The organism is Serratia sp. 2723 (assembly GCF_050434425.1).
Lineage (GTDB): Bacteria > Pseudomonadota > Gammaproteobacteria > Enterobacterales > Enterobacteriaceae > Chania.
On sequence record NZ_JBNDIN010000004.1, the window covers coordinates 290,824 to 305,262 of the forward strand.

At 54.6% G+C, this 14,439-nt stretch carries 15 protein-coding genes; 5 read left to right on the plus strand and 10 right to left on the minus strand.

Going from position 1 to position 14,439, the window contains the following annotated elements:
• The first annotated feature begins 118 nt into the window (after window positions 1-118).
• Together pyk and ABIE29_RS08360 are read left to right on the plus strand one after the other, a co-directional pair.
• Window positions 119-1,561 carry a pyruvate kinase gene (gene pyk, locus ABIE29_RS08355; RefSeq protein ID WP_024486464.1) on the plus strand — a complete coding sequence of 481 codons (1,443 nt, stop codon included), beginning with the start codon at window positions 119-121 and terminating at the stop codon, window positions 1,559-1,561.
• A gap of 75 nt (window positions 1,562-1,636) precedes the next feature.
• The gene (locus tag ABIE29_RS08360) at window positions 1,637-2,518 is read left to right on the plus strand and encodes a leucine-rich repeat domain-containing protein (protein ID WP_429617890.1); all 882 of its coding nucleotides are present in this window, start codon (window positions 1,637-1,639) and stop codon (window positions 2,516-2,518) included.
• A gap of 143 nt (window positions 2,519-2,661) precedes the next feature.
• Here ABIE29_RS08360 and lpxM read toward each other — a convergent pair whose 3' ends face one another.
• The 3 genes from lpxM to znuA form a co-directional block, all read right to left on the minus strand.
• Window positions 2,662-3,630 carry a lauroyl-Kdo(2)-lipid IV(A) myristoyltransferase gene (gene lpxM, locus ABIE29_RS08365; protein ID WP_039996032.1) on the minus strand — a complete coding sequence of 323 codons (969 nt, stop codon included), beginning with the start codon at window positions 3,628-3,630 and terminating at the stop codon, window positions 2,662-2,664.
• A gap of 225 nt (window positions 3,631-3,855) precedes the next feature.
• The gene (gene mepM / locus ABIE29_RS08370; protein WP_429617891.1) at window positions 3,856-5,178 is read right to left on the minus strand and encodes a murein DD-endopeptidase MepM; all 1,323 of its coding nucleotides are present in this window, start codon (window positions 5,176-5,178) and stop codon (window positions 3,856-3,858) included.
• A 21-nt stretch (window positions 5,179-5,199) separates the two neighbouring features.
• The gene (znuA, locus tag ABIE29_RS08375; protein ID WP_429618077.1) at window positions 5,200-6,153 is read right to left on the minus strand and encodes a zinc ABC transporter substrate-binding protein ZnuA; all 954 of its coding nucleotides are present in this window, start codon (window positions 6,151-6,153) and stop codon (window positions 5,200-5,202) included.
• Between the two features lie 78 nt (window positions 6,154-6,231).
• Here znuA and znuC point away from each other — a divergent pair, with 78 nt between their 5' ends.
• Together znuC and znuB are read left to right on the plus strand one after the other, a co-directional pair.
• On the plus strand, window positions 6,232-6,990 hold the full coding sequence (znuC, locus tag ABIE29_RS08380; protein ID WP_024528731.1) for a zinc ABC transporter ATP-binding protein ZnuC: 759 nt from the start codon (window positions 6,232-6,234) through the stop codon (window positions 6,988-6,990).
• Window positions 6,987-7,772, plus strand: a complete 786-nt coding sequence (znuB, locus tag ABIE29_RS08385) for a zinc ABC transporter permease subunit ZnuB (protein ID WP_074028721.1) — start codon at window positions 6,987-6,989, stop codon at window positions 7,770-7,772. Before znuC ends, znuB begins: the two co-directional genes overlap by 4 nt.
• A gap of 42 nt (window positions 7,773-7,814) precedes the next feature.
• Here znuB and ruvB read toward each other — a convergent pair whose 3' ends face one another.
• The 7 genes from ruvB to ABIE29_RS08420 all read right to left on the minus strand — a co-directional run bounded on the left by ruvB (window position 7,815) and on the right by ABIE29_RS08420 (window position 13,550).
• Window positions 7,815-8,822 (minus strand): Holliday junction branch migration DNA helicase RuvB, encoded by a 1,008-nt coding sequence (ruvB, locus tag ABIE29_RS08390; RefSeq protein ID WP_024486543.1) that lies wholly within the window; start codon window positions 8,820-8,822, stop codon window positions 7,815-7,817.
• An 18-nt stretch (window positions 8,823-8,840) separates the two neighbouring features.
• Window positions 8,841-9,455, minus strand: a complete 615-nt coding sequence (gene ruvA / locus ABIE29_RS08395; RefSeq protein ID WP_284122569.1) for a Holliday junction branch migration protein RuvA — start codon at window positions 9,453-9,455, stop codon at window positions 8,841-8,843.
• A 135-nt stretch (window positions 9,456-9,590) separates the two neighbouring features.
• Window positions 9,591-10,112 carry a crossover junction endodeoxyribonuclease RuvC gene (gene ruvC / locus ABIE29_RS08400; RefSeq protein WP_021181146.1) on the minus strand — a complete coding sequence of 174 codons (522 nt, stop codon included), beginning with the start codon at window positions 10,110-10,112 and terminating at the stop codon, window positions 9,591-9,593.
• A gap of 67 nt (window positions 10,113-10,179) precedes the next feature.
• Window positions 10,180-10,923, minus strand: a complete 744-nt coding sequence (locus ABIE29_RS08405; RefSeq protein WP_429617893.1) for a YebC/PmpR family DNA-binding transcriptional regulator — start codon at window positions 10,921-10,923, stop codon at window positions 10,180-10,182.
• Between the two features lie 20 nt (window positions 10,924-10,943).
• The gene (gene nudB / locus ABIE29_RS08410) at window positions 10,944-11,390 is read right to left on the minus strand and encodes a dihydroneopterin triphosphate diphosphatase (protein WP_429617895.1); all 447 of its coding nucleotides are present in this window, start codon (window positions 11,388-11,390) and stop codon (window positions 10,944-10,946) included.
• Window positions 11,390-13,174 (minus strand): aspartate--tRNA ligase, encoded by a 1,785-nt coding sequence (gene aspS / locus ABIE29_RS08415; protein ID WP_429617897.1) that lies wholly within the window; start codon window positions 13,172-13,174, stop codon window positions 11,390-11,392. The genes nudB and aspS overlap by 1 nt, the downstream gene beginning before the upstream one ends.
• Window positions 13,175-13,256: 82 nt before the next feature.
• Window positions 13,257-13,550 carry an FmdB family zinc ribbon protein gene (locus tag ABIE29_RS08420; protein ID WP_429617898.1) on the minus strand — a complete coding sequence of 98 codons (294 nt, stop codon included), beginning with the start codon at window positions 13,548-13,550 and terminating at the stop codon, window positions 13,257-13,259.
• A gap of 251 nt (window positions 13,551-13,801) precedes the next feature.
• Here ABIE29_RS08420 and ABIE29_RS08425 point away from each other — a divergent pair, with 251 nt between their 5' ends.
• Entirely contained in the window at window positions 13,802-14,374 is a 573-nt protein-coding gene (locus tag ABIE29_RS08425) for a hydrolase (protein WP_429617900.1), read from the plus strand.
• Window positions 14,375-14,439 lie beyond the last annotated feature (65 nt).

A 14,439-nucleotide genomic window follows, 5' to 3' on the forward strand; every position in this document is an offset into this window, starting at 1 on the left:
ACATACAGATAGCCCAGGTGAAAATTGGCCAGGCAAACAGCGTCGGCCCCCTCATCCGGTTTCGTTATCTGACGTTCAGCAACACCAATACTTGCGTCACCAGTCAACGGAGTAATACATGACCAGACGGCTCAGAAGAACCAAAATCGTTACCACACTGGGTCCGGCTACCGACCGCGACAATAATCTGGAAAAGATTATTGCTGCTGGTGCGAACGTAGTTCGGCTTAACTTTTCCCACGGCAATGCAGAAGACCATCAGGCACGGGCAGATAAAGTGCGTGAGATTGCGGCCAAGCTGGGGCGTCATGTCGCTATCCTGGGCGATCTTCAAGGGCCAAAAATCCGCGTTTCCACCTTTAAGGAAGGCAAGATTTTCCTTAACATCGGCGATAAATTCCTGCTGGATGCCAACCTGACCAAGGGCGAAGGCGATAAAGAAAAAGTCGGTATCGACTATAAAGGCCTGCCTGCGGACGTGGTTCCTGGCGATGTGCTATTGCTGGACGATGGCCGCGTGCAGCTGAAAGTGCTGGAAGTTCAGGGCATGAAAGTGTTCACCGAAGTCACCGTGGGTGGCCCGCTGTCGAACAATAAAGGCATCAACAAACTGGGCGGCGGCCTTTCTGCCGAAGCACTGACCGAGAAAGACAAAGCCGATATCCTGATCGCCGCCAAAATTGGCGTCGACTACCTGGCCGTCTCCTTCCCGCGCACCGGCGAAGACCTGAACTATGCTCGCCGCCTGGCACGTGATGCAGGCTGCAACGCTAAAATCGTGTCAAAAGTAGAACGGGCCGAAGCCGTATGCAGCGACGAAGCGATGGATGACATTATCCTGGCCTCCGATGTGGTCATGGTTGCCCGTGGCGATCTGGGCGTCGAAATTGGCGACCCGGAGCTGGTGGGTATCCAGAAGAAACTGATCCGTCGCGCCCGTACGCTGAACCGTGCAGTGATCACCGCCACGCAGATGATGGAATCGATGATCACCAACCCGATGCCGACCCGTGCCGAAGTGATGGACGTGGCGAACGCCGTGCTGGATGGTACCGATGCGGTCATGCTGTCTGCCGAAACCGCTGCGGGCCAGTATCCAGCCGAAACGGTAGCCGCCATGGCGCGTGTTTGCCTGGGCGCAGAGAAGATCCCAAGCATCAACGTATCCAAGCACCGTCTGGACGTGCAGTTCGACAATATCGAAGAAGCCATCGCCATGTCGACCATGTATGCCGCTAACCACCTTAAAGGGGTTACCGCCATCATCGCCATGACCGAGTCTGGCCGCACCGCGCTGATGATGTCGCGTATCAGCTCCGGCTTGCCGATCTTCGCCATGTCACGCCATGAACACACTCTGAACCTGACGGCGCTGTATCGCGGTGTCACTCCGGTCTACTTCGGTAGCCACAGTGATGGTGTCGTCGCCGCTAATGATGCAATCGCCCGTCTACGTGATAAAGGCTATCTGGTGTCTGGCGATCTGGTGCTGGTTACCCAAGGTGACGTTATGGGTACCGTTGGCACCACCAATACCAACCGAATCCTGCGCGTAGACTGATTACCGCGCATTTAATGTTAAGGCCGGTCGGTTTACGCTGACTGGCTTTTTTATTGCTATTTGGGGAACCTCTTCATGCTGCATCAACATCATCAGCAATATACTCGTGGCTCGCTGGATCTTGATGGGCGGCAATTGGCCAATCTGGATAGTGAAGATCTCAGCGGTACCTTCCTGCAAAAAATCAGCCTGTACAATAATTGCCTGACCCGCTTCCCCGAGCAGATTTTTCACCATCGTAACCTGAAAGTGCTCAACATTTCCTGCAATCAGATTGCCGAACTGCCGACGGAAATCGGTTTGCTCCGCCAGTTGCAGATGTTCGATTTTGGTCACAACCAGGCAGCATCAATTCCCGCCGAAATCGGGGAATTGGGTAAATTAAAGTATCTGTATTTAAGTGATAACGGCTTCAGCCAGCTACCCGATTCACTTCGTCAGCTGCAAGCGTTGTGTTATCTGAATCTGACGGATAATCAGCTAGTGGAACTCCCCACGGCACTGTGCGCCCTGGCGGCGCTACAAGAGTTGCGTCTCTACAATAACGCCATCACCACATTACCCTGCGAGATCGGTTTGTTGGGCCAGTTGCGTGAATTACACCTGATGAAAAACCGACTCACTACCCTGCCCAGCGAGATCGCTCAGTTGTCGGAATTACAGGTGATGGATTTGGAAAATAACGCCATTGCGTACTTACCCGATCAATTTTGCCAATTACCCAAGCTGACTACGCTTAATTTACGTTTTAATCAGTTAACCCAGTTGCCAGAGAATTTTGGTGCGTTAAGTTCACTGGCCTCATTGGATTTACGTGCCAATCGGTTAAGCACATTACCGGCAAGCATGGCGCAGATGAAAAATCTGCGGCGGCTAGATCTGCGATGGAATGACTTTGACCACAGCCCTGCGGTGCTTGAACCGCTGATCCAGCAGGGCTGCATGGTGCATTGGTGATTTATCAAAAGCTGGGAATACTCGAATTGTGTACTGTTACGCAGAGTTGATAGGTTGTTGGCGTGTAACTCTATGAGCACCCTTGGTTTACAAAGTAAAACGACGGGCTTCATGTCCGTCGTTTTACTTTGCTGGTAACTATCTTAACGATATAAATCATCCCGCGAGTAAGGTTCAATCTCACCTTCCTTGCGAGTTTTCAGCAGCTTCAAAATCCAGGTATATTGCTCTGGATTAGGGCCCACCAGGTTTTCCACTTCTTCGTTCATGCGGCGCGCAATGCGAACATCGTCGGCTTCGGCCAGATCATCCATCGGTTCACGAATATAAATGTCCAGCATGCTGGTTTTACCGTCATAAACCGGGAATAGCGGCACGATCGCCGCTTTGCAGACTTTCATCAGGCGGCCGACCGCAGGCAATGTGGCTTTATAGGTCGCAAAGAAATCCACGAATTCACTGTGCTCGGCACCGTGATCCTGATCAGGCAGATAATAGCCCCAATAACCATGGCGCACCGAACTGATAAAAGGCTTGATGCCATCGTTGCGGGCGTGCATACGGCCACCAAACTTGCGGCGCACGCTATTCCACAGATAGTCGACCAATGGGTTGCTCTGGTTATGGAACATCGCCGCCATGGGTTGTCCGCGCGCAGCCATCAGCATCGCAGGCACATCGACGGCCCAGCCGTGCGGCACCAGGAAAATCACGTTGCGGCCTTCCTCACGGATTTTATCCAGCACGTCTTCACCGTGCCAACGCACGCGCTTGAGTACTTTCTCCGGTTTGGTACAGGCCAGTTCCGCCATCAGGATCATCGATTGCGGCGCGGTGGCAAACATCTCATCGATAATTTGTTCGCGTTGCTGTTCTGGCAGTTCCGGCATGCAATAGAGCAGATTGATACGGGCGCGGCGTCGTGCCCCTTTCGCAACCTTGCCAGCCAGTTTACCAATCGCACCCAGTAATGGGTCTCGCATTCGAGCAGGGACCAGAGAAATACCGGCCATCAGCCCGGTTCCCAACCAAACGCCCCAGTAGCGCGGATGATAGAAGGCTTTATCAAATTGTGGGATGAACTCTACGTTCGATTTTTTCTCGTTTTGCATGACCTGCTCTCACTCAACGTGTCTGCTCGCAAAATATATACCCGTCGTCTTTCAAGCTGCAACGTTGTTAACTGCGCTTGTTCACCCCAGTCACTGACTAAACAGATTAGAACCACGACCGTACGCTGACAATATAAGGTATTGTGACCTCGAGCAGGCACTAATAAAAACATCGGCCCGAAAACAGGCCGATGGGAAATTATAAATTATAAGGGATAGCGATGGTTAATCCAGCTGCAGCTGCGGCACCACTTCCTTCACCTGTGCCAGGTAATCGCTGCGATCTTTCCCCATCAGCCCTTCAGAGCGAGGCAATTTAGCCGTCAATGGGTTTACCGCTTGCTGGTTAGTCCACATTTCATAATGCAAATGTGGGCCAGTAGAGCGGCCAGTGTTACCGGAAAGCGCAATGCGATCGCCACGTTTCACCTTCTGCCCTGGCTTGACCAACAGCTTTTTCAAGTGCATATAACGCGTGGTGTATTGGCGTCCATGACGGATCGCCACATAGTTACCTGCCGCGCCACTGCGTTTGGCGATCAGCACTTCGCCGTCACCCACCGCCAGCACAGGCGTACCGACAGGCATGGCGAAGTCGACACCTTTATGCGGTGCAATGCGTCCGGTCACCGGATTTACGCGGCGCGGATTAAAGTTGGAAGAAATGCGGAACTGCTTCATGGTCGGGAAACGCATAAAGCCACGCGCCAACCCGGAACCCTGACGATCGTAGAACTTACCGTCATCGGCGCGGATGGCGAAGTAGTCTTTGCCACTGCTGCGCATGCGTACGCCCAACAGTTGGCTCTGCTCGCTCTTGCCGTCAAACTCTTCGCGCGACATTAACACCGCGAACTGATCGCCTTTACGCAGCTTGCGAAAATCAAGCTGCCATTGCAGGGCTTTGATCACCGCATTAATCTCGGCACGGCTCAGGCCAGCCGCCGAGGCGCTGCTGACAAAGCTGCCGTTCAGCTTGCCGGTCAGTACGCTGTTGCGCCATTCACCCTTCTGGGTTTCTTTGGTTTCTTTAAAAGCGTTGCCCACCCGATCATAGGTGCGGGTTTCGCGGCGGGAAACCTCCCAGGTCAGGCGCTTAAGATCGCCATCTTCGGTCAGTGTCCAGGAGAGTTGCTGGCCGATTTTCAGGTTACGCAAATCGCGGTTCTGTGAAGCCAGCAGCGAAACATCCGACATTTCGATGCCGTACTGGGTCAGAATACTGCCGAGCGTGTCACCGGTAGAAACCACATACTCATGCACACCTTCCTCTCCGGCGACCTTCTGGTCCAGCTCATCCTCAGGGATGTCATCATCGGGGGTAGGTTGGTCGGCATCTATAGGTTCACTGGCTTCGGGCTGCAATGCCCTTAACTGGTTGGCTTCCAACTCGACGCTTTTAACGATAGGGTTATGTTCTGGGTGATAAACGGAAGGCCGCCAAACAGCGACGGCCAACGTAACGACTGTCAACGACCCTAGCATAACGCGGTGGGGCCGAGGCAGGTTGTTATACGCCAGAGTGATAGTTCGGACTATCTTCTGCACTCAATAATATCCTCATAATCTTTACTTCAGGCAGCTCACGTACTGGTTGGACAGCGCTGTCAGGAAGTTCCCGTAGCTGTCTTTCCCCAGTGCGATGCCGATGCCCAGCGGGTCCAGCGTTCCTGAACGCACATTGGTCCCTTTGGCAACGGCATTAATTACGGCCGGCCTGAATTGTGGCTCAGCAAAAACACAGACTGCTTTCTGCTCAACCAACTGTGTTCGAATTTGGTGTAAACGCTGTGCGCCAGGTTGAATTTCGGGATTAACGGTAAAATGGCCCAGTGGGCTCAAGCCGAAGTGTTTTTCAAAGTAGCCATAAGCGTCATGAAAAACAAAATATCCCTTACCTTGCACAGGCGTTAGTATCTTAACAAGATTTTTATCAGTTTGCGCTAGCTGATCCTCGAACTGGCGCAGGTTTGCGTCTAATTTGTCCTTCTTTTGCGGCATAAGTTCCAATAATCTGTCGTGAATCGCGATCGCGGTCACTTTTGCCACCTCTGGCGACAGCCAAACGTGCATATTATAGTCACCATGATGATGGTCGTGCCCGTCGTCGCTATCCGCATGACTATGCGCTTCGGCTGCATGGTCATGGTCATGGTCATGGTCATGATCGTCATCGCCTTTCATCAACAACGGCTGTACCGCAGGCAGTTCACCGATCGCCAATTGCTGATTGGCAGGCAACTGAGTCAGGGTTTTGGTCAGAAAAGCCTCCATATCTGGCCCGACCCAAAGCACCAGGTCGGCGCTACGCAGCCGCTGAATGTCCGACGGGCGCAAGGCGAAGTCGTGGGGCGAGGCGCCGTCCGGTAATAAAATCTCGGTAGGCGTTACCCCATCTGCGATGGCGGATGCGATAAAGCCCAGCGGGCGGATAGAGGTCACTACGGCGGCCGTTGCATTGCCCGCCATTACCAAAGCCGCCGCCAGCAGTGTGCGTTGCAGCCATTTATTTTTCTGTACCATCATCAGTAATCCCGTCGTTTTCAGCAAAGAAGCGTGATATTATAACATTCGGTTAGTTCTGCAAAATGTAATCACGATATGTCTACACTGGCAACGCTAAAAAATATCTCTGTTTCTTTTGGTACCCGGCGGGTACTGACGAATATCTCTCTCAACCTGCAACCGGGTCGTATTCTGACGCTCCTCGGGCCTAACGGGGCCGGCAAATCAACGCTGGTTCGCGTAGTGCTGGGCTTAATTGCCCCAACGGAAGGCACGCTGGAACGTCTGCCTGGGCTGCGCATTGGCTATGTGCCGCAAAAGCTGCATCTCGATGCCACCCTACCCTTGACCGTCAACCGCTTTATGCGGCTCAAGCCCGGGGTGAAAAAGGCCGATATCCTGCCCGCACTCAAACGCGTACAGGCTGCGCATCTGCTGGAACAGCCCATGCAAAAACTGTCCGGCGGCGAAAACCAGCGGGTGTTGCTGGCGCGAGCTCTATTGAACCAACCGCAGCTGCTAGTGCTGGATGAACCCACGCAGGGGGTGGACGTCAACGGCCAGTTGGCGTTATACGACCTGATCGACCAATTGCGCAAAGAGCTGGGCTGCGCGGTGCTGATGGTTTCCCATGACCTGCATCTGGTGATGGCCAAAACCGACGACGTCCTGTGCCTGAACCAACATATCTGCTGCTCCGGCACACCGGAAGTGGTGTCAATGCACCCAGAGTTTATCGCCATGTTCGGCAACCGGGGCGCTGAGCAGTTGGCGATCTATCGCCATCACCATAATCACCGTCACGACCTGCAAGGCAGAATTGTGCTGAAAAAAACCGGGGGCCGTGAGGCATGATTGAACTGTTATTGCCCGGCTGGCTGGCCGGTGTGCTGTTGGCGGCGGCGGCGGGCCCGTTGGGTTCCTTTGTGGTCTGGCGCCGGATGTCTTACTTTGGCGATACGCTGGCACATGCTTCGCTGCTGGGTGTTGCCTTCGGCTTATTGCTGGACGTCAATCCGTTTTACGCCGTGATTGCCGTCACGTTGCTGTTGGCCCTGGTGCTGGTTTGGCTGGAGCGCCGCCCACAGCTGTCGATCGATACGCTGCTCGGTATTATGGCGCATAGTGCGCTATCGCTAGGTCTGGTGGTGGTCGCACTGATGTCCAACGTGCGCGTAGATCTGATGGCATATCTGTTTGGGGATTTGCTGTCGGTGACGATCAGCGATATCTGGATGATCGGTACTGGCGTGGTGATTGTGCTGCTGGTGCTCTGGTGGCAATGGCGCGACCTGTTATCGATGACCATCAGCCCGGAGATGGCACATGTCGATGGCGTTAACCTGCCCCGCGCACGCACCATCTTGATGCTGGTCACCGCCTTGACCATCGGGCTGGCCATGAAATTTGTCGGCGCGCTGATTATTACGTCACTACTGATTATCCCGGCGGCAACCGCACGGCGTTTTGCACGTACTCCGGAACAAATGGCCGGTTATGCGGTATTGGTAGGGATAATTGCGGTCACAGGTGGGCTGACCTTCTCGGCGTTTTACGATACGCCAGCGGGGCCTTCGGTAGTGTTAAGCGCTGCGGTGCTGTTTGTTCTGAGCCTGTCGAAAAAGCAGCAGGCTTGATCTCATTACGCCAGGGGCTCCCCTGGCGTAAATACTGGATTTCTACTTCTCTTCCCGCTCGATACCAAAGTGCTTATAGGCATGATTGGTCGCCATTCGGCCACGCGGAGTACGCTGAATAAACCCCTGCTGGATCAGGAAAGGCTCAATCACGTCTTCTATCGTTTCACGCTCTTCACCGATCGCCGCCGCCAGGTTATCCAAACCTACCGGGCCACCGGTAAACTTGTCGATAATCGCCAGCAACAGCTTGCGGTCCATATAGTCGAAACCTTCCGCATCGACGTTCAACATATCCAACGCCTGCATGGCCACTTCGCCATTGATCACCCCGTTGGCTCGCACTTCGGCAAAGTCGCGCACGCGGCGCAGCAGGCGGTTGGCAATACGTGGCGTACCGCGGGCGCGACGAGCCACTTCATGCGCCCCATCGGTAGACAGATCCAGCCCCAGGCAGTTGGCACTACGGGAAACGATATGCTCCAGATCGGCCACCTGATAGAACTCCAGGCGCTGCACGATACCGAAGCGATCGCGTAATGGAGAGGTCAAGGAACCGGCACGGGTGGTTGCCCCAACCAAGGTGAACGGTGGCAGATCGAGCTTGATTGAGCGTGCCGCCGGGCCTTCACCGATCATGATATCCAGCTGATAGTCTTCCATCGCTGGATACAGGATCTCTTCCACTACCGGCGAAAGGCGGTGGATTTCGTCGATAAACAGGACGTCATGCGGCTCCAGGTTGGTCAGCATTGCCGCCAGATCCCCAGCCTTTTCCAGCACTGGGCCAGAAGTGGTTCGCAGGTTAACGCCCATCTCATTGGCTACGATGTTGGCCAGGGTGGTTTTACCTAACCCCGGCGGCCCGAATATCAGCAGGTGATCCAGAGCATCGCCGCGTTGTTTGGCCGCCTGAATAAAGATTTCCATCTGCTCACGCACGTGTGGCTGACCGACGTACTCCGTCAGCAGCTTGGGACGGATCGCACGATCCAGCACCTCTTCTTCATTGAACGGCTCGGCAGAGATCAGGCGGTCGGCTTCAATCATGGTCTACCCCTTTCCGCCCTACAGTGCGGCACGTAATGCTTCGCGGATTAATGCCTCGCAATCCGCACCCGGCTTGGCAACCTTGCTGACCATACGGCTGGCTTCCTGCGGCTTATAGCCCAAGGCCACCAGCGCAGAGGCAGCTTCGGCTTCAATATCCATCTCCGCCGCTTTGGCCGCGCTGGCCGGCAGGGGGATTTCGCTGCTGTTATTGAACAGATCGCCGTTCAATCCTTTGAAGCGGTCTTTCATTTCAACGACCAGACGCTCGGCAGTTTTCTTGCCCACGCCTGGCAATTTAATCAATGTGGTGACCTCTTCACGCTCTACCGCACTGACAAACTGCTGGGCAGACATGCCGGAGAGGATAGCCAGTGCCAGTTTCGGCCCTACGCCGTTCACTTTGATCAGCTCACGGAACAGCGCACGCTCTTGTTTATCATTGAACCCATACAGCAGCTGTGCATCTTCACGCACCACGAATTGGGTAAACACGATAGCCTCTTGCCCCAGCTCCGGCAGTTCGTAAAAGCAGGTCATCGGCATATGCACTTCATACCCGACGCCATTGGTTTCAAGTAACACCAGCGGTGGCTGCTTTTCCAGAATAATTCCTCTGAGACGACCTATCATTACCCCTCCTGAATGGATCCCTGTACGTGGCGCACTGCCACGCAGTATTGATACAGCTTATACCATAAAAAAGGCTGGATGAATATCCAGCCTCAGATTACTGACATTTAGCAACATTGCCACATTTCAACGGCCCTAACGCAAACGCCCGCGCGCCAGATTCAACCGCCCTTCACTCATGCGCAGCACGTTCTGGCTGAGATGGCAGTGGGTAATGGCGATAGCCAACGCATCCGCAGCATCCGCCTGTGGATTGGCAGACAGCTTCAGCAATGAGCGCACCATATGCTGCACCTGAGACTTTTCTGCCGCACCGGTACCGACCACCGTCTGTTTTACCTGGCGCGCCGCGTACTCAAACACTTCCAGGTTCTGATTGACGGCGGCAACGATCGCCACGCCCCGCGCCTGCCCCAGCTTAAGCGCCGAGTCCGGGTTTTTGGCCATAAACACCTGTTCGATGGCAAAGAAGTCCGGTTGAAACTGGGTGATGATTTCGCTCACGCCGGCATAAATCAGCTTCAGGCGCGTTGGCATATCATCCACCACGGTACGAATACAACCGCTGGCAACATAGGTCAGTTGGCGGCCCTGCTGGCGGATCAGGCCATAGCCGGTGACGCGCGAGCCGGGATCGATACCCAGTATGATCGCCATTGCTACCACCACCCTGCATTGATTGTTGCCTGGCGTTGCCGGTTGGCAACGCCATCGTTCACCTGCATTACAACGTTGCAGCGATCTCGTCGGAGATCTCACCGTTATGGTAAACCTCCTGCACGTCGTCACAGTCTTCCAGCATGTCGATCAAGCGCAGTAACTTAGGCGCCGTTTCCGCATCCATATCCGCTTTGGTGGACGGGATCATGGAAACCTCGGCCGAGTCTGCCTCAAAACCTGCGGCGGTCAACGCATCTTTCACTTCACCCAGATTTTCCCAGGCGGTGAAGACGTCAATGGCACCATCGTCATAGGTCTGGATATCTTCGGCACCCGCTTCCAGCGCGGCTTCCATCACAGTGTCTTCATCCAGACCCGGTGCATAGGTGATCACGCCTTTTTTGGTGAACAGATAGGCCACGGAACCGTCGGTACCCAGGTTGCCACCACACTTGGTGAAGGCATGGCGCACTTCTGCCACGGTACGGTTACGGTTGTCACTCAGGCACTCGATCATTACCGCAGTGCCACCAGGGCCGTAACCTTCATAGATGATGGTTTCCATATTGGTATCATCATCGCCGCCTACGCCACGGGCGATAGCACGGTTCAGGGTATCGCGCGTCATGTTGTTAGACAGCGCTTTATCGATAGCCGCACGCAGACGCGGGTTCGCCCCCGGATCGCCGCCGCCCAATTTGGCGGCAGTCACCAACTCACGGATAATTTTAGTGAAAATCTTACCGCGTTTGGAATCTTGTGCAGCTTTGCGGTGTTTGGTGTTGGCCCATTTACTATGACCTGCCATAAAAATATCTCCAAAAAGAACTACTGGACAGAATGGATCACAAACTCTTCAATCGCCTGCTGATTACTCCAGGACTTGGTCAGTTTGACCGCCTCGGACGCCTCAAGCCATTGGTAAGCATGATGTTCGGTCAAGACCGGATCGCGCTCATCAGGTAACGCCAGACAGAACCAGTGCTCTTTATTACGCGTGGTTCCCGGCGCATAGCGGTGTCGCAAATGGACAAAGAGTTCAAATTCCACACAGCGCTGGCAATCGAACAACGGCAGCCCCTCTGCTGCGATATCGATGCCAATCTCTTCCATGACTTCGCGCTGCGCGGCATGCGGCGGCGATTCGGCCTCTTCGAGGCTGCCGGTCACCGACTGCCAGAACTCCGTATCGTCACGCCGCTGTAACATCAGCACCCGGCCACTGGATTTTGCATAAATCACTACCAGAATAGACTCGGGCCGCTTGTAATTCATCACTCGCTCTCTTGTTCGGCTGAGGCTTTCTTCACCACGCTGATCGCCAGTTCCTGCAACGAAGCCGGGTTGGCGAAGCTTGGTGCATCGGTCATCAGACAGGCTGCCGCGGTGGTTTTCGGGAAGGCGATAACGTCACGGATGTTCTCGGTACCGGTCACCAACATCACCAGACGATCCAGACCGAAGGCCAAACCGGCGTGCGGAGGCGTGCCGTACTTCAGCGCATCCAGCAGGAAGCCGAACTTCTCGCGTTGTTCTTGCTCATTGATGCCAAGAATGCCGAAGACGGTTTGCTGCATTTCACTGCGGTGAATACGCACGGAACCGCCACCCACTTCATAGCCGTTCAGCACCATATCGTAGGCATTGGCGATAGCTGAGGTAGGATCTTTTTGCAGCTCTTCCGGGCTCATATCGCGCGGTGCGGTAAACGGATGGTGCATCGCCGCCAGGCCACCTTCGCCGTCTTCTTCAAACATTGGGAAATCGACCACCCACAGCGGTGCCCAGCTGTCGAGCTTGGTCAGGCCCAGATCGCGGCCAATTTTCAAGCGCAGCGCGCCCATGGCATCGGTAACGATTTTAAAGCTGTCGGCACCGAAGAACAGAATGTCGCCGGTTTGCGCATTGGTACGCACCAGGATCGCTTCCAGCACTTCGGCACTAAGGAATTTGGCAATCGGGCTTTGCACGCCTTCCATACCCGCAGCACGATCGTTAACCTTCAGCCATGCCAAACCTTTGGCGCCGTAGATATTAACGAAAGCGCCGTATTCGTCGATCTGCTTACGGGTCAGCTGTGCGCCACCCGGAACACAAATCGCGGCCACGCGGCCTTTGGCATCGTTCGCCGGGCCAGAGAATACTTTGAACTCAACGTCTTTCACCAGATCGGCAACGTCCACCAGCTCCAGCGGGTTACGCAGGTCTGGCTTATCGGAACCGTAACGGCGCATCGCTTCGGCAAAGGTCATGATCGGGAATTTACCCAGATCGACGCCCTTCACGTCCAGCCACAGTTCATGCACCAGTTGCTCCATCACTTCACGCACCTGCTCGGCGCTCATGAAGGAGGTTTCCACGTCGATCTGGGTGAATTCCGGCTGGCGATCGGCGCGCAGGTCTTCGTCACGGAAACACTTGACGATCTGGTAGTAACGGTCGAAGCCAGACATCATCAGCAGTTGTTTGAACAACTGTGGGGACTGCGGCAACGCGTAGAATTTACCTTTATGTACGCGGCTTGGTACCAGATAGTCACGGGCACCTTCCGGCGTGGCTTTGGTCAGCATGGGGGTTTCGATATCCAGGAAACCGTGGCTGTCCATAAAGCGGCGCACAAAGCTGGTGATCTTGGCACGGGTTTTCAGGCGGTCGGCCATTTCCGGGCGACGCAGATCCAGGTAGCGATATTTCAGGCGCGCTTCTTCGCTGTTGGTCTGGTTCGAGTCCAACGGCAGTGGTTCGGAGCGGTTGATGATCTCCAGCGCGTGAGCAAACACCTCAACTTCGCCAGTTGCCATATCCTTGTTGACCTGGCTTTCCGGGCGCGCACGCACGGTACCGACGATCTGGATGCAGAACTCGTTACGCAGTTCGAAGGCTTTGTCGAAGGCCGCTTTCTGATCCGGATCGAAGAACACCTGCACGATGCCTTCGCGGTCACGCATATCAATAAAGATCAGGCCGCCCAGATCGCGGCGGCGGTTGACCCAACCACACAAAGTGACTTCCTGGCCGACGTGGGCCAGATTCAACTGCCCGCAATATTCAGTACGCATACGCTATCCTTTTGACTTAAGCCGATTCCGCCGGAGGTTGGCAACAGTTGCTGTTTCCGCACGGCGGTTATCTGACGAATTGTTATTTATCACCCGGTTTGAAGTCTGTTGCATACCAGCCAGTACCCTTTAACTGGAAACCGCTGGCAGAGATCAACTTGGTCAGTGCGGGCTGCCCACACGCCGGGCATTGAGTCAACGGCGCGTCGGAAAATTTTTGTAGTTTCTCTAATCGATGTTGGCATGAGCCACATGCATATTCATAAATCGGCATAGATCGCTGGATTAAAGATTGGTGAAAAAAGGCGGTCATTATAAAGGAAATTCCTGCGCCAGATAAGAGCGAACACGGCATTGTTGCAATGCTAAATCGCATCTATCGGTAGCAAACAACACATCGGTTAACAAATTTCCCATTAACCAGCAGCAGTTTTATCACGTAGCCTGTATACCCGTCGTCTTTCAAACCGTAGCGTTGTGATCGCCAAGCTGCGCCGTACAGGGATGTGCAAATGCCGCAAGCGCATGAATGCGCATCCATAAGGCATAACAGATGCTATCTGGATAGGCGTTTAACGACCAGCGACCAACAAAGATTTAAACCACTTTAACCCTGAGACGCTCCCAATGCTGAAACTTGATGCCCAAACCACCGCCCTGGTCCTGATCGACCTGCAAAACGGCATACTACCTTACGCCGCTGGTCCGCACAGTGCCAGCCAAGTCGTCACCCATGCGGCCCATCTGGCAGGGCGTTTCCGCGCGCTGAATGCCCCCGTGTTTCTGGTGCGTGTCGGCTGGTCTGATTCCTTTGCCGAAGCCCTCAAGCAGCCGGTAGATAGACCTTCGCCGTCTCCGGTCGGTGGGCTGCCAGCGTCCTGGTGGGAATTCCCCGAAGAGCTGGCAGTACAAGACAGCGATGTGTTGATCACCAAACGCCAATGGGGCGCATTCTATGGCACCGATCTGGACCTGCAACTGCGCCGTCGGGGTATCAAATCGGTGGTATTGGGCGGTATCGCCACCAATATTGGCGTGGAGTCTACCGCTCGTGCGGCCTGGGAACATGGCTACGAGCTGGTGATAGCCGAAGACATGTGCAGCACCTACGGCGCCGAGATGCACCAATTCGCCTTCGATAATATCTTCCCGCGTATCGCCCGTGTGCGCAGTACCAGTGAAATCCTTGCCGCACTGTAAGCCTGGTGTCACTTGAAAGGCGGCGCAGATACCGTTAACGTTGTTACCAGAAAGTAAAACATGGA